Raw genomic sequence first — 20442 nt, forward strand, 5'->3', positions numbered from 1 at the left:
TTGAATGCCGTCGGCTTGCACGGTGCATCGTGCTACCTTTTGCTACCGAACGATCGCTTAAGATGCTCAGTTATTTTTCCGCGAGACTATTTCCTTCGCCTAATCCAGGTATTTTGTTGCTGCTGACCGGCAGTACACTCGGGTTGACCTCGCTGGCTCAGTTTGATGCGGTGACCAACTATGACTGGAGGCTTGTTATTTTAGGGACCACTCTGTTTGGCCCAACCCTGTAGCTGGGTTCTTTCAGTTACTCAGCGACATTTGCCGGTCCTGGACCGATATTCGTGTCGCTTAATAGCGCAGGTGGTCTGGCTGGCGTTCCTGCCAGGGATGGTGTCCTGTCATTGACCGGTCGCGCCTGGGTTGCCGGAGACCCCTTTGTGCTCAACATCACATCGAACGTTCCAAATCTATCCAGTCTTGCATTCTTGGGCATCGCAATTCCATTTGTCTTGTGTCGAGACCGCCCAAGAATGTAGTTGAAGAAATGTGAAGATAGCCTGAGCAATGATGCCCAGTGAGCCAAGAGACGCAGTTGGTTCCGTTTTTTGGCTAACCAAGTGTGGCAAACCGGCCCAGCAGGAGTACCAATTGCGGTAGTTCCGGCGGGCGGGCTTTGTATTGGGGGGTTGGCGAGGTTAAAATTAGGGTGGACTCACGAGAGTTCCGGTGGCCTCCCGCTTCGTTTTGGCCGGGGTGGCTGACCGCCCGCCTGAATCACCCTCCTTTGCTAACTAGCTTGTGCATTGCCCATGGTTACCTACCTGAAAACACTTGGCCCGCGTCTGAATCACCCGGTTGTTATGCTCTGCTCTGTAGCGACGGTGCTGGGATTGTTTCTGGTAGCTACGGGGCGGCCATGCCTGGCCCAGGAGCAGTTGTCGTACAATCGCGACGTCCGCCCCATCCTGGCGGACAAATGCTTTTCGTGTCACGGCGTCGATAGCGCGGCACGACAAGCTGGTCTGCGCTTGGATCAGCGCGAGGCGGCGATCGAGATGCAGGCGATCCAGCCTGGCGACTTGGAGGCCAGCCAGTTGATCGCGCGGATTATTGCTGACGATCCCGACGCTCTGATGCCGCCGCCGGCCATGAAGAAGCCGCTCAAGGCCGAGGAAATCGAGATACTCAAGCGCTGGGTTCAGCAGGGTGCCCAGTACGAGGCGCATTGGTCGTTTATTCCCCCACAACAGGCAGCGTTGCCCGAAGTACGCTGGTCGGCTTGGGTCAAACATCCGTTGGATCGTTTTGTGCTCAGCAAGTTGGAATCACTGGGACTTGAGCCGGCACCGCAGGCCGATGCGCTGGCGCTGTTTCGGCGACTGCACCTGGACGTTACCGGGCTGCCACCGCCTCCGGCGCTGGTCCAGCAGTTTGTGCAGGAGTACGACAGCGAGGGTGAGCCGGCCTGGAACCGCTGGGTGGATCAATTGTTGGAATCGCCTAGTTGGGGCGAGCATCAAGCGCGATACTGGTTGGACGCGGCGCGCTACGGCGACACCCACGGGCTACACTTCGATAATTACCGCGAGATGTGGCCCTATCGCGACTGGGTTATTCGTGCCTTCAATGCCAATCAGCCTTTCGACCAATTTACCATCGAGCAACTGGCCGGCGATCTGCTGCCCAATCCTTCGCGAGACCAATTGATCGCCACCGGATTCCAGCGTTGCAATATTACCACCAACGAAGGCGGCACCATCGCTGAAGAGAATCTGGCCAATTACGCCGCCGATCGTGTGCAGACGCTGGGCTGGGTCTACCTGGGACTGACCACCAATTGCTGCCAGTGTCACGATCACAAGTTCGACCCGGTTTCGATGCAAGACTACTATTCGATGGCGGCGTTCTTCCGCAATACGACGCAGGGGGCCTTCGATGGCAACGTCCGCGATGGCAAGGGGCCGGTGATTCGCGTTCCGTCGATGGAGGACGCGCCACGTTGGGCGGCCATTGATGCCGAGATCGCTGCCGCACGACAAGCGTTTGAAGCTCATAAGCAGGCGATATTGCCGGAATTTGAACAGTGGCGCAAGAGCGTTTCGGTAGACAACTTTGGTCAAGATGAAGTTGAAGAAGGTCTGATTGTGCATGCTCCGCTGTTGGAAGGCACTGGCGATCAGACGCTGAATCTTGTCGGCAATCAACCACTCAAGGCTACCGGTCCGGTCACTTGGATTCAGGACGGCAAGTTCGGACCTGCACCTGTGCTGAAGCTGGGCGGTAATTTCGAAGTCGGCGAGTCAGGCGATTTTGAGCATAGTCAGGGTTTCAGTGTGAGCGCCTGGATCAAGCCCAATTCCGACAAAGGCACCGGTAGCATTCTGGCGCGCATGGATCAGGCTGCGGAGCATCGTGGCTGGGACGTGTGGGTTGAAAACGGTCAGGTGGGCATGCACATCATCGACCGTTGGCCTGAGGCGGCGTTGAAAGTCGTCACGCGTAATCCAGTGCTCAAGGCCGGTACCTGGCAGCATGTGCTGGTGACCTATGACGGTTCTGCGCGTCCCGAGAGCATCAAAGTTTACATCGATGGCAAACGGCAACCGGCGAGCGCAGCGACCAACAGCCTGAAGCCTGATTCAACGGTCCGCACCTCGACGCCACTGCGTATTGGTCAGCGCAGTCAGAATCAAGCTCTCGAAGGCACAGCCATTCAAGACGTACGCATTTATGATCGCCAGTTATTGCGATCTGAGATCCGCAAGCTGACTTCGGCCGTGCCGCTGGCCGCACTGCTGAAGCTGGCTGCCACCAGCGGGACCGGCGCGCAGCATACGGCGCTGATGCAATATTATTTGAGCAACCTCGATAGCCAGTATCCACAGCTCGATCAGGCGCTGAAGGCTCTGGAGAGCGAACGCACTGCCATCGAGAACCGTAGCCCGGTAACTCATGTGCAAGAAGAAAAGATGAATTCACAGCCGATGGCAAACATCTTGACGCGCGGCGAATATGACAAGGTGGGACAAGAGGTCATGGCCAGTACGCCGGCCGCATTACCTCCTTTGCCGGCGGACGCTCCCCGCAATCGACTGGGGCTAGCGCAATGGCTGGTAGCGCCCAATCATCCTCTGACAGCCCGAGTAACGGTCAATCGCTTCTGGCAACAACTCTTTGGCCGGGGCATTGTGCCAACGCCTGAAGATTTTGGTGTCAGCGGCGCGATGCCCAGCCATCCGGAATTGCTGGACTGGTTGGCAGTTGATTTTCAGACCAATGGCTGGGACGTAAAGCGACTGTTCAAGCAGATGTTCAGCAGCGCCACCTATCGCCAGGCGGCCATCGTTTCGCCGGACAAGCTCGAGCGCGATCCGGAGAATGTATGGCTGTCGCGAGGTCCACGTTTTCGAATGGACGCCGAAATGATTCGCGACTATGCCTTGGCATCCAGTGGCTTGTTGACTGCCCAAATGTTTGGTCCACCGGTCAAACCCTACCAGCCGGAAGGTATCTGGGATGTAGTCGGATTGCCGGGAGGTGACACGCGCGAATATCAGCCTAGCCAAGGACCAGACCTGTACCGACGTAGTCTATACACCTTCTGGAAGCGAATGGCGCCACCGCCAAACTTGGAAATTTTCAACGCTCCTTCGCGCGAGGTATGCAGCGTACGGCGTGAGCGCACCAACACGCCTCTTCAAGCACTGGTGACACTCAACGACATTCAGTTTGTCGAGGCGGCACGCGTGTTGGCGAGCCGCGTGCTAGCCCAGGCAACGACCGGCGATCAGACGTTAGATGACAATCGAGCCCTCGAACTGATTGCCCAACAGACGCTGTGCCGACCGCTCTCGTCCGGCGAACAGTCGATCGTGCTGGCTGGTAAAGATCAATTGCTAGCTCACTTTCAAGCCAACGTCGATGACGCTCGACAATTGATTGCGGTCGGAGAATATCCCGTCGATTCCTCGGCCGACCCTGGGCAGTTGGCAGCTTGGACGATGGTCTGCAATCAAATGCTCAATTTGGACGAAACGTTAAACAAATAAGTCGTGTGAGGATTTGTAGGGTGGAACAAGCATGCCGTGATACACGGCGCGTTGCTGTCCACAACATTTGAATAGCCGCCATGGAACTTCGGGGCAGATTAATTCGGCTGGCGACGACCCGCCAGCAGTATGAATGGAATGCGACATTAGCCGTTGCGCAACCAAGTTACGGTGCTGCGCTATGAATAATTCACCTGAACAATTCACTTGACAGACAATCCACCGGGAGATAACTCATGCATCCACTGGAAGAAGCGCGACTGCTTCAGCGGCGACAGATTCTGGCGCGGGGAGCCAGTGTAGCTGGCGCGGCGGCGCTGGCTCATCTATTTGGAACACCGGCAGATCTCGCGCAAGCCAGCTCGGCGAAGGCTCAAGGACCACACTTTGCCCCCAAGGCCAAGCGTATTATCTATCTGCACATGGTGGGTGGTCCTTCGCAGATCGACCTGCTGGATTACAAGCCGGTGATGAAAGAGTGGTACGACAAGGACTTGCCGGACAGCATTCGCCAAGGCCAAAGATTGACTACCATGACCAGCGGGCAAGCTCGATTTCCCATTGCACCCAGCAAATATACCTTCACGCAGGCTGGCGAGTGTGGCATGTGGATGAACACCCAATTGCTGCCGAACCTGGCCAAGAAGGCCGATGAAATCTGCTGGATGCGCAGCTTGCATACTGAAGCCATTAATCACGAACCGGCCATCGCCGCCATGCAAACTGGCAATCAAGTGCCCGGGCGACCGTGCTTGGGATCGTGGGCATCGTATGGTCTGGGCAGCATGAATGAAGACTTGCCAACGTTTGTGGTGTTGGTGGCGGTGCCCAGCAATCGCGAGCAGGAACAAGCGATTTCGTCGCGACTGTGGAGCAGCGGATATCTACCCGGTCAACATGCGGGAGTTTCCTTCCGCAGCAAAGGCGATCCCATCTTGTACATCAACAATCCGCCAGGAGTTCCGGCTGCGATTCGCAAACAGACTATCGACAACTTGAACGCGCTCAATCAAGTCACCTATCAACAATTGGGGGATCCACAAACGCATACTCGCATTCAGCAGTATGAAATGGCGTTTCGAATGCAAGCCAGCGTGCCGGAGCTGATCGATCTGAACCAAGAGCCGCAGCATACTTTTGATTTGTATGGCGAAGCTGCACGCAAGCCCGGTAGCTTTGCCAATACCGTGCTGATGGCCCGGCGCCTGGCCGAACGCGGTGTGCGGTTTATACAGGTCTATCACAATAATTGGGACCATCACGGCAACGTCAACGGTCGCATGCCCGATCAGTGCAAGGACGTCGACCAACCCTGCTACGCTCTGCTGGAAGATTTGCGGCAGCGCGGCATGTTGGATGATACGTTGGTCATCTGGGGCGGTGAATTTGGGCGCACGATCTATTCGCAAGGGCAATTGTCTAACGACAACTATGGCCGCGATCATCATCCGCGCTGCTTTTCGATGTGGATGGCCGGTGGTGGTGCTAAAGGCGGTGCGATTTACGGCGAGACCGACGATTTTTCGTACAACATCGTCCGCGATCCGATCCATATCCGCGACTTCCACTGTACGCTGTTGCACTTGCTGGGCTTTGACCATGAGCGCTTCACCTACAAGTTTCAAGGCCTGGATCAGCGGCTGACCGGCGTATTGCCTGCCAAAGTCATTCCAGAATTGATTGCGTGATTCGGTGACTGCAGAACCTCAACCGACGCCTGCAGCCGATACTGGCGGGCCGCTACCCGAATTGACCGACCAGGAGCGCGCGGTCTACGAGTGGCAAATGTGGGTACCCGGTGTTGGCCAGTCCGGCCAGCGGCGACTCAAGGGCACATCGGTGATGATCTCGCGACTGGGTGGAGTCGGAGGTACCGTGGCCTATCAGTTGGCGGCAGCCGGTGTCGGCAAATTGGTTTTGGCGCACGCCGGGAACTTGCAGCCCAGCGATCTGAATCGCCAGTTATTGATGACGCATGATTGGCTGGGCCGGCCGCGCATCGAATCGGTGCGACGGCGCTTGTTGGAGTTGAATCCGCGCCTGGAGATCGTAGCCGTTGGTGAAAATGTTGATGCTGGAAATGCTGAAGAGTTGCTCAACCAGGCCGATATCGTCGTCGACTGTGCACCGTTGTTCCCCGAACGATTCGCTATGAACGCCGCTGCCGTGAAGCAGCGCAAGCCGTTGGTCGAATGCGCCATGTACGAATTGGAAGCACAGCTCACCACCATCGTCCCTGGGATAACCCCCTGCCTGCAATGCATCTATCCGACAGCACCACCCACCTGGACTCGACAGTTTCCAGTATTCGGCGCGGTAGCTGGCTCAGTCGCCTGCTTGGCGGCTATGGAGGTCATCAAATTAGCCTGCGAACTGGGAACGCCGCTGTTGGCTAAAATGTTACGCTACGACTTGCGAACCATGTCGTTTCACCAACTCCAGCTTGCGCGAAGAGCGGATTGTCCGATTTGTCATTCGGTACAGGCCTAATCCTAACCAATGATCCAAAGTTTCGGAGCATCTCCCATGACTTGGCTTTTCGTACTCGTACTCGGCCCTTGGCGGTACTCGCACTCCTACGCGACCGATGCGTTTCGAGTACGATCACAAGAATCGCTTCGCTAAGCCAAAAAGGGTGTGTTCCGTCGGCAAAACGTTTGCGATACTTGGCCGTACATGAACTGCCTGCCAGCCGACTTGCGCAACACACCTTTTGCGCATGTCGACTCCACACACGCTACTTCAGGCCGCTGAAATGTTACCAATTTCACAGCACGAACCCAGCGGGTTAACAACCCGGCTATAATCCACCGCCATGCCACAAATCCATATTCCAGCCATGATGCGTCCCAAGGCGAATGACCAAGCTATCGTCGAAGTTGACGGACAGACAGTCGGTGAAGCGCTCGCACGGTTGACAGAACAGTTTCCTGATTTGAGCGGCAGTCTGTGGGATGACTCGCGGCATGTGCATGCCTTTGTGAACATCTTCGTCGACGGTCACAACATTCGCGACCGGGATCAATTGAACACAGCGGTTGGCCAGCGACAAGTTGTGTTGATCGTGCCCGCGCTGGCTGGAGGTTAAATTGCCGTGAGAAGTTTCGTTTATTTACTCGCAGTGCTCACTATTGTGTTCAGCAGCAACTGCTGGTCGCAAATCGAACGCTATCCGGAGCACCCCGATTCGCTAGTCAAGCCGGACGTGCCGCAGGGCAAGATTCTGGAGTATGAATGGCAGAGCCAGATCTTCGCGGGAACCAAGCGCCGCTATTGCGTCTATGTTCCGGCGCAATATGACGAGCAAAAGCCGGCTGCCGTGATGGTATTTCAAGATGGCCATGCCTACGTTAATCCGCATGGCGATTTTAAGTCTACGATCGTGATGGACAATTTGATTCACGCCGGCGACATGCCGGTGACCATTGGCATATTCATCGATCCAGGTCATAGCGGCGAACTGCCTGCCCAACGTGGCTGGGTGCCAACACCTTCGAACCGCAGTTTTGAATACGACACTCTGTCGGATCAGTACGCGCGTTTTCTATTGGAGGAGATATTGCCTGAAGTCAGCAAACATTTTCGGTTGACGGACGATCCCGACCAGCGGGCCATTGCGGGCATGAGTTCTGGCGGCATCTGTGCCTGGACCGTGGCCTGGGAGCGACCCGATGCCTTTCGCAAGGTACTTAGCCATATCGGCAGCTTCGTCGATATTCGCGGTGGCCACAACTATCCCAGCCTGATACGCAAGAGCGAAAACAAGCCGATTCGCATATTTTTGCAGGATGGCAGCCACGACCTAGACAACGTGCATGGCAACTGGCCGCTGAGCAATCAACAGATGGCCAAAGCGCTCGCGTTCAAGAAGTACGATTACCAATTTGTTTTCGGTGAGGGCCGTCACAACGGTCGGCATGGCGGCGCTATTTTGCCAGATTCATTACGCTGGCTGTGGCGCACCGCTGAGCCACCAGCTGCCGAGTGACTCTGCGAACGTTTGAAAAGCGAAATGCGTTGACGCAATTGGTAGGATCGGAACAGCAGGGCCAGAGAGAGTTAGTACATTCGTGGCGCGAGAGCATTGTTGAATCTCACCAACGCTGCATCCTCAAGGCTATTCCTCTTCTGCGTGCAATTTTTGGATATGATGAGGTAGGCTCTGGCTATTGCCGAACCATAAAAAAGCAGCGAAACCCGCCACGGTCCCACCTTGGACGATTTGCACGCTGTTGGGCCAGAGTTAATTGGAGCATCTACCCCCTTTCGCAAAGCCTAAGGGCGTGCACACCAACGAAGCGGTCCTAAACTAGAACACTTCAATGCTCTTGATCGACGCTTTCCCCAGCCGCTGGGCGACTCCGAGGCAGCGATCGGCAGAGTTAATGAGCTGTTGGGGATCAAAATTGGGGCCTGGAGTAGATGCCGATGCGATGCCAATGTGAAAGCGAGCTGGAATCGGCACGTGGCTTAGGTCATTGGCTGCTACCTTCTTGGCACCGGCCAGCACTTGGATCAACCCTTGCCGCAAGACTTGAGTCATTTGATTGCGGTCCGAATCCAGCGCGATCAACGCGAGTTGGCTAGTGCCGGTCAAAAATGCTAGCGGCTGTTGAACATCTGGCTGTTCAGACAGCCAGTGTGCAAGTTTTTGTTGCCAGCGACTGAGGCCATTTGCTTGAGGCTCTAATAACGATTCGTTCTCCGATTCGTTGTCAGCCAAGACCAAAATCAACGCCAGGCACACCGAGCGACTTTCGCTGCGACAGATCGACACCTGACGTCGAACTACTGTGACAAACGCAGGATCGTCCAAACCGTTGACCTGTCCGACCAGTAATTTGGGTAAACCGCTGAATGCGTTTTCGTGACTAGACGCCAAACGCGATGCGGAGCCAGACTTTGACAATGTTTTTTGGCCGACGCCCACCGGGTGATTGGCTAATCGTGGGGCGATAGGTTGAGCGGACTGTTCTTCACCTGTCAATGCAGCTTGTGCCAACTCCTCTGCTAAGACTTCTTCAGCTTCTCTGAGAGCCGATAGGCTTTCCCATTGTGCAGTGTCAGGTGCAGTCATGCTGGATGCGCGGTCCGACTCAACTTGATGTGAGGCCGTTTGAGTATCGCGATTGAGGAACCCGGTCAATTCACTGTGTGGCCATAGTTGGCCCGCCGGACTGGCATTAACAGTAGTCGCCAGAAGTTGTTCTAAAGTCTGCCAGTGCGCCGAGATCTTGTTCCACGGCACAGGCGTATCTAGCCAACAGCGCGGCAACATTAACTGTGAACTTGATGAAATCAATTCGTTGGACAGCGCCCACAAGACATGCGGATCCGCCCAATTTGGAGTCTGAAAGTTGACAGGCAGCTTGTCGGTTTCTCGAAAACTCCGCAGGGATTGCGCAGCGCTGTATTGGAAGCGATCTTTCTTGACCTGATAGCCCGGCAACGCGGTCGCAATCAAGTAGTCAATGCAGGTTAGATTTAACCTCAAATGCTGGACTATGACTTCATGCGGCGAAACGTTCGGCGTGACCTGTTGCTCTAGCAATTTTTGCAAGTCCAGGCAGTCGTTGAGCGCGAGAAGGATTACCGTTTCGCTGAGACGGCGGCGTGTTTGAGAAAACCCTTCGTGCAATCGTCCGGTGGCCAGAGAGCGATACAGCGGCAACAGACCGGCCGCCAGTAGTTGTGACACGAAAGACGGTTCCTGAACACGGCGACGGGCGGCAATGAACTGACAAATGGCGGCAATGTTTCGGCTAGTTGAGTGCCAATTTCGTTGCTCTTCCGTGCTGGCTTCCAGCTTCAGCGGGCGAATCAGGTTTTCTATGGCCTCCAGAACCTCGGGATGCGGTGTCGGCTGTGGAATGAAATTGTGGCTTGGCTTGGCCAACCACTGAAGATAGTCGTGCGGGACCAACTGTCCACGTATGATGCGGCAGGCGAGCGCAGCGTGGCTATCCAGCGTTACAGTTGTCGTGCGCAGTTCGTTCATTTCGTTCCGCATTGAGGCTTTCATACGCCTGCAAAATCAAGAGTTTGGCACTCACCTTGAAGATTAGCTTATGAAACTGCTGCGTAGTCTGTATCGCAGAGGCCGATTGACCTTTGATGTATCCGCGTAACAATCATGCCGGTTGTAACGCCTACTCCATTTTCCCCGAGGGTGCTGTGAGCAAATTTGCCGTGATCCTGGCTGCGGCTGGTCGAAGTAGCCGGTTTGGCGATCCGTTTCAAAAGAAGGTTTTCGTCACGTTGGCGGGCAAGCCACTGTGGATGCATTCGGCTGAACTGTTTGCGAAACACGCGGATGTCGGGCAACTGGTATTGGTCATTTCTGGCGAAGACCGCGAATTGTTCAATGAAAAGTTCGCCGGCCACGCTGCCATGTTAGGCATTCAAACCGTGGTGGGTGGGGAGCAACGTGCCGATAGCGTTCGGCAAGCTCTAGCCGTGATCAACGCTGATTGCCAGTGGGTGGCGGTGCACGATGCCGCGCGGCCCTGCCTGACCAAGACGCTCATCGACTCAGTATTCCAAGCGGCCCAGCGCACCGGTGCCGCCATTCTAGCCACGCCCTGCCACAGCACCCTCAAACGCGTTACGGCGCAACAAACCATCCAGCAGACGGTGCCCCGCGACGGTCTATGGCTGGCACAAACACCACAGTGCTTCAAGACCAAGCTGCTGCAACAGTGCTACCAACAACATCCCAGCCCCAGCCAGGCAACTGACGAAGCTAGCATCGTCCAAGAGTGTGGGCACGCGGTAAGCGTAGTTGAGGGCAGCCCGCTGAACATCAAAGTCACCACCAAAGGCGATTTAAAATTTGCCGAAGTAGCGCTCAAGGCACTTCCCCAACCCACAGCATTTCCCTTTTAAGAATTCATTCTATGGCGGACCACATCCTCGATGAACTCGCTTGGCGCGGCTTGATCCATCAAAACACGGGTGAGGCGCTACTGCACGAACACCTCAGTCAGTCGCGTTCGGTCTATGCCGGCTTCGATCCAACTGCGTCCAGCTTGCATTGCGGTAGCCTATTGCCGTTGATGATGTTGCGGCGCTTTCAGCGCGCCGGCCATCGGCCCATCGCGCTCGTGGGTGGGGCTACGGGCATGATCGGTGATCCCAGCGGTAAAAGCGAAGAGCGTGTGCTGCTATCGTCAGAAATCTTGGCTGAAAACGTAGCCGGAATGCAGCAGCAAATGCAGCGATTCCTAGATTTCTCCGGACCGTCGGCGGCAACTCTGGTCAACAACTTGGATTGGATGTCGGGGTGGTCCTACATTCAGTTTCTTCGCGATGTCGGTAAGAATTTTCCTGTCAACGTGATGTTGGCCAAAGATAGCGTCAAGAGCCGATTGGAACGCGACGACGCTGGTTTGAGCTACACAGAGTTCAGCTACATGCTGCTGCAGGCCTATGATTTTGTCTACCTCAGTCAACATCAGGGCTGCACGCTGCAAATCGGTGGCAGTGATCAGTGGGGCAATATCACCGCTGGTATCGACCTGGGTCGGCGCATGCACGGCAGCGTTCTGTTTGGACTTACCTGCCCGCTGCTGCTGACCAGCGATGGCCGCAAGATGGGCAAGACCGAGCGTGGAGCTATTTGGTTAGACGCTCAGCGGACCAGCCCATACGCTTTTTATCAATACTGGTTGAACGTCTCCGACGCCGATGTGCTATTGTGCTTGCGATTCTTGACCGAGATTGACTGTGATGAATATCGCGCGCTGGAGCAATCGTTAGCTCAATCGCCTGAACATCGCGCCGCACAGCGCCGCCTAGCTAGTTGGTTAACCGAGTTCATTCACGGGCAATCAGGCCTGGAATCCGCGCAGCGAGCCTCGGAGTATCTGTTCGGTGCTGAAATAGCGGACCTGACCGATCAGCAGTTGATGGAGATTTTCTACGATGTGCCCAGCGGGACGTTGACGCCTGCTGAATTGTCCAATGGCTTTTCGATCTTGGATGCTCCCGTCCGTGTTGGGTTATGCAAGAGCAAGAGCGAAGCGCGGCGCAGCTTGGAACAAGGTGGTCTGTACGTCAACAATCGGCGCATCGACTCGGTGGATAAACTACTGACCTCTGCCGATTTAGCCAGCCAGTCCGCCATGGTCTTGCGGATCGGCAAGAAACGGTTTGCCGTACTAAGAGTTGAAGGTTAAATCGGGCGCTTAAGCCCTTATGACGCCGCGATCTGCCAAAGCCTGAACCACTTGCTGCGCCAATTCTGCGGCAGGTCGTTGACCGGCCAGCAGATGAATTTCGGGGTTCTCAGGAGCCTCATACGGATCGCTGATGCCTGTGAAGTGTGGAATCTTCCCTTGTCGAGCCTGTTGATATAGCCCCTTGGGATCGCGACTTTCACAGATCTCCAGCGGAGTATCCACAAAGACCTCGATGAAGTCTCCCACCTGACCATGGCCCTCGACCCACTGGCGCACGCGCTGCCGATCGCGACGATAGGGACTCACAAAGGCGGTCAACGTCACCAGGGCCGCGGACACAAACAGTTGAGCCACCGCACCGATTCGGCGAATGTTTTCTTCGCGGTCCGCTGCGCCAAATCCCAGACCGAAACGTCGGGCGAACTCGCTGCCATGCTCGAGTTCTAACAGATTAGCACCTGCACACAGGCCATGTCGAATGTTATCACCATCCAACACATAGGTATGCACACCGCGCTGGTACAGCAATCCGTCCACCAGGTTGGCAATGGTACTCTTGCCTGACCCGCTCAGTCCAGTAAACCACACCACGCACCCGCGATGCCCCGCCAATCGCTGGCGACTGGCACGATCCACGCTATGCTGGTGCCAAACAACCTTGGGATCTGCGCTGGACATGTTGACCTTTGAAATTCAGATTGGCACTAGCACAAGTCATCGACTGACCGTGCAAGAAGTAGACTGTGGGCCGCAATCATTCGCATTGTTTACGGGCGACGATTATATCGTGGCCCAAAATAATGATCAGCAGTGTGTTATGGAATTGCACGGCAAATTGCATTTCAATTTTGAATCTCCCATAAGACTCCGCAGGCGGTCAATCATTGGCGAAATGGTGATTCCCTGCAGGCAACCATGGCATCCCTGCAACTCGCCATTCCCAAAACACTAACGCCGAGATGACGATGGCTTCCAGCACAAAATAGATACCACCCCACATCGTTAATTGATTCCAATACGCGACGCAACACACAAGGGTTGTGATGCAATAGCCGCCATTGAGCATCGCTAGCAACTTGAGCGGCCTTCTTGGGTCAGGTGCGCATGACAAACCGAACATCCCCAACACAAAAAAACCACCAGCGATTCCGGCCAGCCAGTACAGCAGCGTTGGCGGCAATCCGGTCATCAGTCGCTCAGGTGCCAAAACCAACCCCGTGATCGCGCAAGTCGTCAGCGCGCCAGCGGCATCAATAGCCAGAAGATGTTTGGGATTTGTGTGTTGCATGTCTTTGGACTTGTGTCTCGCAAGGATTTATAGGCTTCAAACGGTCGACTTCGCCACCGAACCCACAGACATTACCGCTGACCTGGACCATCGGCTTGCCAGCCATAACTGACGTACTGAATTTGGTAAGTACCGTCGCTATACAAGTCAATCACGTGGTAACCTTCGTCGGTGTGCAGAAAATCTCCTTTCCACCACAATCCGCTGACCGCTCCGCTGTTGACGAAGCCAATTCCACCGAACATGACGTGCTCGGTCAAATGCGTATGTCCACTCAGACACAGCTTGACGTTGGGAAATCGCCGCAGCAGCATCAGTAGTTCCGCAGCATCAAGATGCGACAGCATGCGCGTGGCCTGCGGGTACTTGCGCAATTCGTGGCTGAAGCCGACAGTACCAACGGTTAGAATGGGCACATGTGAAGCCACAGCCACGGGCATCTCTGGCGGCGTGCCTTGCAGTTCATCAGTCAACCACTGAAACTGCGCCGGATCCAGTTCGGCGCGATACGCCGTTTCTTCGTCAAAGGTCAAGCTATCGAGGATCAGGAATCTCCATCCGCCGTGATCGAACCGGTAGTAGCCACGTTCCAGCTCCAATTGTTCCAGTGCGATCTGCTTGCCCCAGCCTGATTCGTTGCCCTGAGTCTTACTCTTGGCCTTGTTCCAACCCCATATATCGTGATTGCCCAGACAATTCCGCACGGGCAGCGTTCCATGTTCCTTCCAAGCTGCCTTCCATAACTTCCACTGAACGGCAACTTCATCGGCACCAACTTCCAGCGCATCACCAATCGCGTCGCCACCATTGAGTATAAAATCGGGCTGATCGGGTAACCAGTGAATATGCCGGATAGCCTGAGCCAACCCTTGCGGTGCCGACCGAGCGGGCTGAACATGCACATCCGTCAGATGCACCAGCCGCACACTCCGCTGTCGCGCCGGCGCACTTTCGGCACCTGCGGCCGGACCGCTCAATCCGACAAGTCCAGTTGCTCCGCCGGCTACCAGACTCTTTACTGCTTCGCGCCGCTGCATCATCGCGTGCCTCTTTTCAGTCCTAATCTGTTCTAAAATCGAATGAGCCCAATTGGCACCGACATTTCGCTGACACGCTATCAAATGACAATTCACATAGCAACTTGCTATGTTAACAGAGAACGGTTCCGAGCCTCTTGCTCACGCGGTGGCAGATGATGTTTCATACCAAAGTTCAATCATAGCTGATCACCGTGGCGACAGCTATAATGTTGGGCTCAAGCAAGCAATGCAAACTTGATCGACTATTATGAAGCTACCGATACCGACATTGTTAATTACGCTCCTCCCTCCATTGCCCCTCTCATTAAGGCACTGCAACATGCGACTTGCCTGGATCGTTACATTTACACTCTGCGTAAGCAACGCACCGCTGTTAGCCGATGATGACATTACGTTTGAACGCGTCATCGGACCGGAGTTTCCCGGCAAATACAAACATCCGGCCACGCTGGCAGAATTGCAAAATGGCGACCTGTATATTGCCTACTACAGCGGCGCGGGCGAGTACGAACAGGACACTCGTTGCTACGGCATGCGGCTGCCCAAAGGCAGCAATCAGTGGACTCAGCCGGCCGTTATTGCTGACACGCCGGAACGTTCGGATGGCAACGTAGCGGTGTGGCAAGCTCCAGATGGCGTGGTGTGGATGTTTTATGTGGTCAACTACGGACCAACCTGGTGTCATGCGCGCGTCAAATACAAGGTATCCCGCGACAACGCGCATTCGTGGTCCGATTCTGACGTGCTGGCTTTTGAGCAGGGCAGCATGGCTCGCAGTCGCCCCATCTTACTCAACAACGGCGACTATCTGCTGCCGTTGTACCACGAAACCGGCGACGACCCGGAAAAAACAGCCGCGGACACATGCAGCTACTTCCTGCGTTATAACGTTGCCACCAAGAGTTGGTCGGAAACCAATCGCATCTATTCTAAGACCGGTAACATGCAAGCCTCGCCTGTGCAAATCGACGACCATTATTTGGTCGCGTATTTGCGCCCCGGCGGAGACTTCGAGCCCGATCCGAATCGGTTCTTGTATCGCAGTCAATCACTCGATGGCGGCAAAACATGGACGCCTGGCGAGCCAACCGAATTCAAGAATCCCAATTCTGCCGCCGATTTTATCAAGCTCCGCAACGGCCATTTGCTGCTGGTATTCAATGACACCAACATCGACGACCGCATGCCGCTGACCGTCGCCATTTCCACCGACAACGATCGCAGCTATCCCTATCGCCGCAACGTCGTCAATAAGCCCGGCGACACCGCCGCCTATCCTTCAGCCATTCAGACTCAAGACGGACGCATTCACATCGTCTACACCTCGGGCAATCGCGAACAAATTGACCACATCTCTTTCGACGAACAAGCGATTCTGAAGTACAAGCGATGACAGGTGATGTGGTCCGAGAACCGGGGACGATGTGACTTTGTAGTGGACCCATTATTCGGACCACGGGCCTGCGGCCGGTAGCTAATGCTTGAGGCATGCTTGGGGCGACAGACCTCTTCAGGCGTTCAATGAACACACTATCAGTGGCTCGGCGACGTCCTCCATGCGGATCTGGATGAATACCTCAGTGAGCTTGGAAGAACGCGTCGAGCCCGACCTATCCATTCACTGGGCGCTGCGCCTTGGATGCCAGTGGCCGTGCATGGCGCAGGTGCCTGGCGAGACGGCGGTAAGTGGCCTGACTTGGGTGCCGTCGAGCCGGGCAACGTAGAGCTGCATGACACTGCTGCGATCGGAACCGAAAAGGATCCAGCGGCCATCAGGAGAGGGCTTGGGATGGTAGTGACGCACGCCAGGAGCGGAATGCGTAAGCTGCTGTAACTGCCCGTCTGTTGTGACGCGCATCAGTTCGATGCTTTGGTCGACTTGAGCAGTATAGTAGACTGACTGGCCGTCGCGCGACCAGATTGGAATATCGCTGCTGGCGCTGTGGAAGTCGGGATGCTTGAGCGGTTCTACGACGCCCCGATAGCCGCCGCGATCGGCAAGCTTGGTTAGACCACTGCCGTCGCTGCGGACGATGTGCGGGTGACAGTTGTAGTGCTCGCCGGAGACAAACAGCAGCCACTGACCATCGGGCGACCACTGAGGCGCAAAGTTGAAAGGATGGCCGGTATCGATGTGCCTTTTTTCGCGACCGTCCGCATGGGAGATGTAGATTTGATAATTCTCGTGGTAGGCTACCAACCGACTGTCGGGCGATGGACTGACGCCATAAATAAAACCGGTTCCACCGCCAGAGATGTCGCGCTTATTACGACCATCTAAGTCCATAGTAAAGAGCTTGGAGACGCCGCCAATCAGCGAAGTCATTAGCATCTGTCGGCCATCGGGAGTGAAGTTAGCCGTGTTGTAATTACTGACACGATCGACAGCGGTGACGTTAGCAATCTGACCGGTCGACAATTCCAGTAGATACGAGTCCATCAGCCAGCCTTCAGTCATGCGAAATGTCTGATGTTCGCGTTCCCAAGCCGCGTTCTCGGGACTCTCCCATGCACTATTGATCACCGCATGTTCGCCACTGGGCGACCAGCCCGCAAACTGCGTCCAGGAGTGCTGGTTCTGAATCAGTTCCTGCGCAAGCACCTGTCGATCTCTTCCGTCGCCGCGCACGATACAAGCGCGGTTCGTGATCCAATTGAAGTATTGACCTTCAGGCAAGTCGTTTCTGCCTTCGGTATATCCGATCCAGGAATCGTGTAATGCGTCGCCATCGTCTGCCTGGGTAGTGCCGACGACTCCTACTAGCAGAAGACATAGGCTAAAGACCATTTGATGGACGCCGCCAGATAGCCTGTGATGGCGTTGTGGACAGATTGACTTTCGTTGATTCATGAGTGAGGCGAGCTGACCTACAGTTGACGGACTGCGATATTGAATCAAAGGGGAATTTCGTAACTCTCAGGCGGATGCATGACCAAGTCGGCTACTTCTTTGGCTGCAGGTCCGGCGTTGGAAGATTCTGCCAGATTCCCAATCAGGATACGAATCGCTTGAGCCAACGTTTCAACCGGCAAGCTGGGCATCGATAATCCCTCGGCGGCTACCTGTTGTGATGTTAACGGCAAATGGATGAATGCTACCTGCGGACATTTGGCTAACACTCGACCATAGTGCAGACTCAGATACATGGTAGCGTTGCATAGAAACGTGCCAGCATGGTAAGAAATTGACGTTGGAATCGAATGCTGGCGAAGCAGTTCGACCCATTGTCCCAGCGGCAGTTGCGAGCGATAGGCCAACGGTCCGTCTTCGATCACCACACCCAACTCTTGGCCTTCATTTTCTATTCGTCCTGCAAAATTGACAGCCAACATTTCCAGTCTGATGTCTGGACTGCCGGGGCACTGCCCCAAGTGCAGAACCGCGTCGAACCCCTGAAGCAGATCGTTGTACAGGCGCTCACGCACAACTGGCAAATCGACAGGATAGCGCCGAGTCACCAGTTCGACTTGGTCCAACCGCCCCCGCAGCAACTCAACGAGCGTTAGCCAACTGGAATTTTCGATCCATTTTTCATAGGGTTCAAAAGCGGTCAGCAGCACGCGCACGTTGGCTGTCTCACTGAACTGGGGACCCGGAAATGGCTGATTAATCAGGCCGGCCGCCGCCTGCCGATACGCCATTATAGCCTGAACTGGTATTGCCAACGTCTTTGAACCCGTTGGTACCCCAAACTGCTGGCTCGTAGCGATCGGCCGAGTCGTCAGCTATGATATTGGTCTCACGTTTACCTTGGAAGATTTTACCCGGTTTTACAAGCGAAAATGAAACTTCAAATCTCTTTGCTGATTTGGCTACCATTTATTCTGAGCATTTCCGTGGCTGCGGCCGAACAGTCCATATTTCCCGATGCCGGTCTGGAGGCTGCGGTGCGGGCTCAGGTATTTGCCAAACGGCACAATCAGGAGCCCATCACCAAAGAGGATGTAGCTCGCATTTCTCAAGTCGAAGGCATGGGCCGCAAGATTTCCAACCTGTCGGGGCTGGAACATTGCGTGGCGGTGCAAAAAATCGACCTAGGAAACAACGAGATCTCAGATCTCAGTCCGCTGGCAGGCTTGAAGCTGTTGCAGTCCCTGTCGCTAAAGAACAACCGTATCCAGTCCATCGAGCCACTGCGCGATTTAGAAAAAATGCAGCTGCTGGATTTGTCAGACAATCAGGTGCAAGACCTGACCGCGCTAGAGAAGATGACGAACCTTCGGACGCTATACCTGTCGAACAACCGCCTCGAAAATATCCAAGTACTTAGTCGCCTGCCAAAAATTTGGAGTTTGTACTTGAATGGCAATCGCATTGGCGACTGGAAGCCAGTTGGTGATTTGCCCTGGCTCAGCTCTCTGAATTTGTCCAACTGTGGTATCGAAGATCTTTCGTTCATGAAGCCGCTGAAGCGGCTGATGACGGTGGTCTTGGTAGACAATCAGATCAAAGACGTCTCACCTCTGCTAGAAATGGCGAAAGCTGACGAGTTGCGGCAGTTTGCAATGTTCTGGCGATTGTATTTGAAAGGCAATTCCGTGGACCCTAAATCACAAGCTGTCACCGAGCTGCAGGCTTTGGGAGCGCGAATTTCTTTTGAGTAGGCCTGGCTACCGTCCTAGTAGCAGCGACTGCCACGCGTAGCAGCCTGGAGTTGAGCGAGCGGCCAATAGGAAGACACCGGTAGCCGCCATCATCTGATGGTGGGCAACCCGGATTTCCACCGTCTAACCAAGGTAGCTACGTTCCAACGTCTGGCGGCTGTATTTGCAATACTTTGTCTGGCCAGGGTGGCTGCTAACCGGCCGCTTGCCTGTTGATCCAGTCCAGGCGACACGAAACGTGAACGTCCATGCCGACCGAAGCTTGCTGCACCGCGTAGACGTGTGGCCCCTGCGATATCTGATCGATACCCCGTCCGGCCAATGGCGATATAGCACCAGAGCCGCCAATCAATTTGGTCGCGATAAAGACTTCACACTGGTCGATTTGGTGTTGGTCGAAGAGACTACCCAGCAACTGTCCGCCACCTTCGACCAATACGTTGGTGGCTGAATAACGATCGCCAAGCAATTCCAATAGTTCATTCAAACGTTGTTGAGGATCCTCGGCGTGGCTGTGCTCGACTTGACACCCCAATTCTCGCAGCGCCTGTGCTTTGTGCCGAGTCTCCTGAGGACCGGTCCAGAACAATGTTGGAAATTGGCGAGCGGTTCTTACGAGTCGGCTTGTGGTGGCGACGGACAATTGCGAGTCAACCACTACGCGCAGAGCTATTCTGGCCGGCTGCTGGCTCTCGGGCAAGCGAGCCGTCAGCAGCGGATCGTCGGCCAACACCGTACCGCTGCCAACCAAAATTGCATCCACTCGACTGCGTAACTGATGGACCAGTTGCCGGCTGTCAGGGCCAGAAATCCACTGGCTGTCTCCGCTGGCGGTAGCAATGCGACCATCAAGACTCATAGCCCACTTGGCGATGATCCAGGGACGCCGCTGCTGAATACGCTTGAGATAGGGCGCGTTGAGCTGTTGGGCGGCATCCGCCTGAAGACCAACTGCGACGTGCAGTCCTGCAGCTCGCAATTGTGCAAGCCCGCCTCCATTGACTGCCGCAAACGGGTCCTGCATAGCCACGACCACTCGCTGCACCCCAACGTCCAACAGCAGTTGAGCACAGGGAGGAGTTTTCCCGTGGTGGCAACAGGGTTCTAACGTCACGTAGGCGGTGCAGCCCTTCAACAGCGACTCGCGGCCCGCCTGCCGCGCGTTGGTTACAGCGGCTAGTTCGGCGTGGGGTCCTCCAAAGCGAGCGTGATAACCTTCGGCAATCAATTGATCGCCGCGCGCCAGCACGCAACCAACCAGCGGATTGGGTTCAACGTAACCCAGACCAAGCTTGGCCAGCTCCAGGGCGCGGTTCATCCAGCTCTGGTCGATCGGA

Annotated in this window: 17 protein-coding genes; 10 read left to right on the top strand and 7 right to left on the bottom strand. The window is 55.3% G+C overall.

The window, feature by feature from the left end; all coding sequences use genetic code 11:
- The first annotated feature begins 62 nt into the window (after nt 1-62).
- From KF752_17170 to KF752_17195, 6 genes are all read left to right on the top strand, one after another.
- Nucleotides 63-233: a hypothetical protein gene (locus KF752_17170; protein ID MBX3423292.1), complete on the top strand. Its 171-nt coding sequence runs from the start codon at nt 63-65 to the stop codon at nt 231-233.
- Nucleotides 234-752: 519 nt separating this feature from the next.
- Nucleotides 753-3992 (top strand): DUF1553 domain-containing protein, encoded by a 3240-nt coding sequence (locus KF752_17175; protein ID MBX3423293.1) that lies wholly within the window; start codon nt 753-755, stop codon nt 3990-3992.
- A 236-nt stretch (nt 3993-4228) separates the two neighbouring features.
- The gene (locus KF752_17180; GenBank protein MBX3423294.1) at nt 4229-5680 is read left to right on the top strand and encodes a DUF1501 domain-containing protein; all 1452 of its coding nucleotides are present in this window, start codon (nt 4229-4231) and stop codon (nt 5678-5680) included.
- Between the two features lie 4 nt (nt 5681-5684).
- Entirely contained in the window at nt 5685-6482 is a 798-nt protein-coding gene (locus KF752_17185; protein MBX3423295.1) for a HesA/MoeB/ThiF family protein, read from the top strand.
- A gap of 325 nt (nt 6483-6807) precedes the next feature.
- Nucleotides 6808-7080 carry a MoaD/ThiS family protein gene (locus tag KF752_17190; GenBank protein MBX3423296.1) on the top strand — a complete coding sequence of 91 codons (273 nt, stop codon included), beginning with the start codon at nt 6808-6810 and terminating at the stop codon, nt 7078-7080.
- A 33-nt stretch (nt 7081-7113) separates the two neighbouring features.
- Nucleotides 7114-7980 carry an esterase family protein gene (locus KF752_17195; protein ID MBX3423297.1) on the top strand — a complete coding sequence of 289 codons (867 nt, stop codon included), beginning with the start codon at nt 7114-7116 and terminating at the stop codon, nt 7978-7980.
- 321 nt (nt 7981-8301) lie between these two features.
- On the opposite strand, the gene KF752_17200 is transcribed toward KF752_17195, so the two are convergent.
- The gene (locus tag KF752_17200) at nt 8302-10002 is read right to left on the bottom strand and encodes a hypothetical protein (protein MBX3423298.1); all 1701 of its coding nucleotides are present in this window, start codon (nt 10000-10002) and stop codon (nt 8302-8304) included.
- 164 nt (nt 10003-10166) lie between these two features.
- On the opposite strand from KF752_17200, the gene ispD reads away from it, so the two are divergent.
- A complete protein-coding gene (gene ispD / locus KF752_17205; protein MBX3423299.1) occupies nt 10167-10877 on the top strand; it encodes a 2-C-methyl-D-erythritol 4-phosphate cytidylyltransferase in 711 nt (236 codons plus the stop codon).
- Nucleotides 10878-10888: 11 nt separating this feature from the next.
- The gene (locus KF752_17210; GenBank protein MBX3423300.1) at nt 10889-12169 is read left to right on the top strand and encodes a tyrosine--tRNA ligase; all 1281 of its coding nucleotides are present in this window, start codon (nt 10889-10891) and stop codon (nt 12167-12169) included.
- Nucleotides 12170-12178: 9 nt separating this feature from the next.
- On the opposite strand, the gene cysC is transcribed toward KF752_17210, so the two are convergent.
- From cysC to KF752_17225, 3 genes are all read right to left on the bottom strand, one after another.
- Nucleotides 12179-12850, bottom strand: coding sequence for an adenylyl-sulfate kinase (gene cysC, locus KF752_17215; protein MBX3423301.1), 672 nt, complete (start codon nt 12848-12850; stop codon nt 12179-12181).
- Nucleotides 12851-13049: 199 nt separating this feature from the next.
- Entirely contained in the window at nt 13050-13460 is a 411-nt protein-coding gene (locus tag KF752_17220; protein ID MBX3423302.1) for a hypothetical protein, read from the bottom strand.
- Between the two features lie 71 nt (nt 13461-13531).
- A complete protein-coding gene (locus KF752_17225; protein ID MBX3423303.1) occupies nt 13532-14500 on the bottom strand; it encodes a metallophosphoesterase in 969 nt (322 codons plus the stop codon).
- A 319-nt stretch (nt 14501-14819) separates the two neighbouring features.
- Here KF752_17225 and KF752_17230 point away from each other — a divergent pair, with 319 nt between their 5' ends.
- Nucleotides 14820-15893: an exo-alpha-sialidase gene (locus KF752_17230; GenBank protein ID MBX3423304.1), complete on the top strand. Its 1074-nt coding sequence runs from the start codon at nt 14820-14822 to the stop codon at nt 15891-15893.
- A gap of 225 nt (nt 15894-16118) precedes the next feature.
- On the opposite strand, the gene KF752_17235 is transcribed toward KF752_17230, so the two are convergent.
- Nucleotides 16119-17351, bottom strand: a complete 1233-nt coding sequence (locus KF752_17235) for a PD40 domain-containing protein (protein MBX3423305.1) — start codon at nt 17349-17351, stop codon at nt 16119-16121.
- A gap of 44 nt (nt 17352-17395) precedes the next feature.
- A complete protein-coding gene (locus KF752_17240) occupies nt 17396-18166 on the bottom strand; it encodes a pyroglutamyl-peptidase I (GenBank protein MBX3423306.1) in 771 nt (256 codons plus the stop codon).
- A 117-nt stretch (nt 18167-18283) separates the two neighbouring features.
- Here KF752_17240 and KF752_17245 point away from each other — a divergent pair, with 117 nt between their 5' ends.
- Complete coding sequence (locus KF752_17245; protein MBX3423307.1) at nt 18284-19105, top strand: leucine-rich repeat domain-containing protein; 822 nt, start codon at nt 18284-18286, stop codon at nt 19103-19105.
- A gap of 193 nt (nt 19106-19298) precedes the next feature.
- On the opposite strand, the gene ribD is transcribed toward KF752_17245, so the two are convergent.
- Nucleotides 19299-20423 carry a bifunctional diaminohydroxyphosphoribosylaminopyrimidine deaminase/5-amino-6-(5-phosphoribosylamino)uracil reductase RibD gene (ribD, locus tag KF752_17250; protein MBX3423308.1) on the bottom strand — a complete coding sequence of 375 codons (1125 nt, stop codon included), beginning with the start codon at nt 20421-20423 and terminating at the stop codon, nt 19299-19301.
- Nucleotides 20424-20442 lie beyond the last annotated feature (19 nt).

Source organism: Pirellulaceae bacterium, assembly GCA_019636385.1.
Lineage (GTDB): Bacteria > Planctomycetota > Planctomycetia > Pirellulales > Pirellulaceae > Aureliella.

What these genes read in the sequence shown, in the direction of transcription:
- KF752_17220 (MBX3423302.1), bottom strand. Translation starts at nt 13,460, where the DNA reads ATGCAACACACAAATCCCAAACATCTTCTGGCTATTGATGCCGCTGGC.
- KF752_17210 (MBX3423300.1), top strand. Translation starts at nt 10,889, where the DNA reads ATGGCGGACCACATCCTCGATGAACTCGCTTGGCGCGGCTTGATCCAT.
- KF752_17230 (MBX3423304.1), top strand. Translation starts at nt 14,820, where the DNA reads ATGCGACTTGCCTGGATCGTTACATTTACACTCTGCGTAAGCAACGCA.
- KF752_17175 (MBX3423293.1), top strand. Translation starts at nt 753, where the DNA reads ATGGTTACCTACCTGAAAACACTTGGCCCGCGTCTGAATCACCCGGTT.
- KF752_17180 (MBX3423294.1), top strand. Translation starts at nt 4,229, where the DNA reads ATGCATCCACTGGAAGAAGCGCGACTGCTTCAGCGGCGACAGATTCTG.
- ribD (MBX3423308.1), bottom strand. Translation starts at nt 20,423, where the DNA reads ATGAACCGCGCCCTGGAGCTGGCCAAGCTTGGTCTGGGTTACGTTGAA.
- cysC (MBX3423301.1), bottom strand. Translation starts at nt 12,850, where the DNA reads ATGTCCAGCGCAGATCCCAAGGTTGTTTGGCACCAGCATAGCGTGGAT.
- KF752_17200 (MBX3423298.1), bottom strand. Translation starts at nt 10,002, where the DNA reads ATGCGGAACGAAATGAACGAACTGCGCACGACAACTGTAACGCTGGAT.
- KF752_17235 (MBX3423305.1), bottom strand. Translation starts at nt 17,351, where the DNA reads ATGAATCAACGAAAGTCAATCTGTCCACAACGCCATCACAGGCTATCT.
- KF752_17225 (MBX3423303.1), bottom strand. Translation starts at nt 14,500, where the DNA reads ATGATGCAGCGGCGCGAAGCAGTAAAGAGTCTGGTAGCCGGCGGAGCA.
- KF752_17190 (MBX3423296.1), top strand. Translation starts at nt 6,808, where the DNA reads ATGCCACAAATCCATATTCCAGCCATGATGCGTCCCAAGGCGAATGAC.
- KF752_17170 (MBX3423292.1), top strand. Translation starts at nt 63, where the DNA reads ATGCTCAGTTATTTTTCCGCGAGACTATTTCCTTCGCCTAATCCAGGT.
- KF752_17245 (MBX3423307.1), top strand. Translation starts at nt 18,284, where the DNA reads ATGAAACTTCAAATCTCTTTGCTGATTTGGCTACCATTTATTCTGAGC.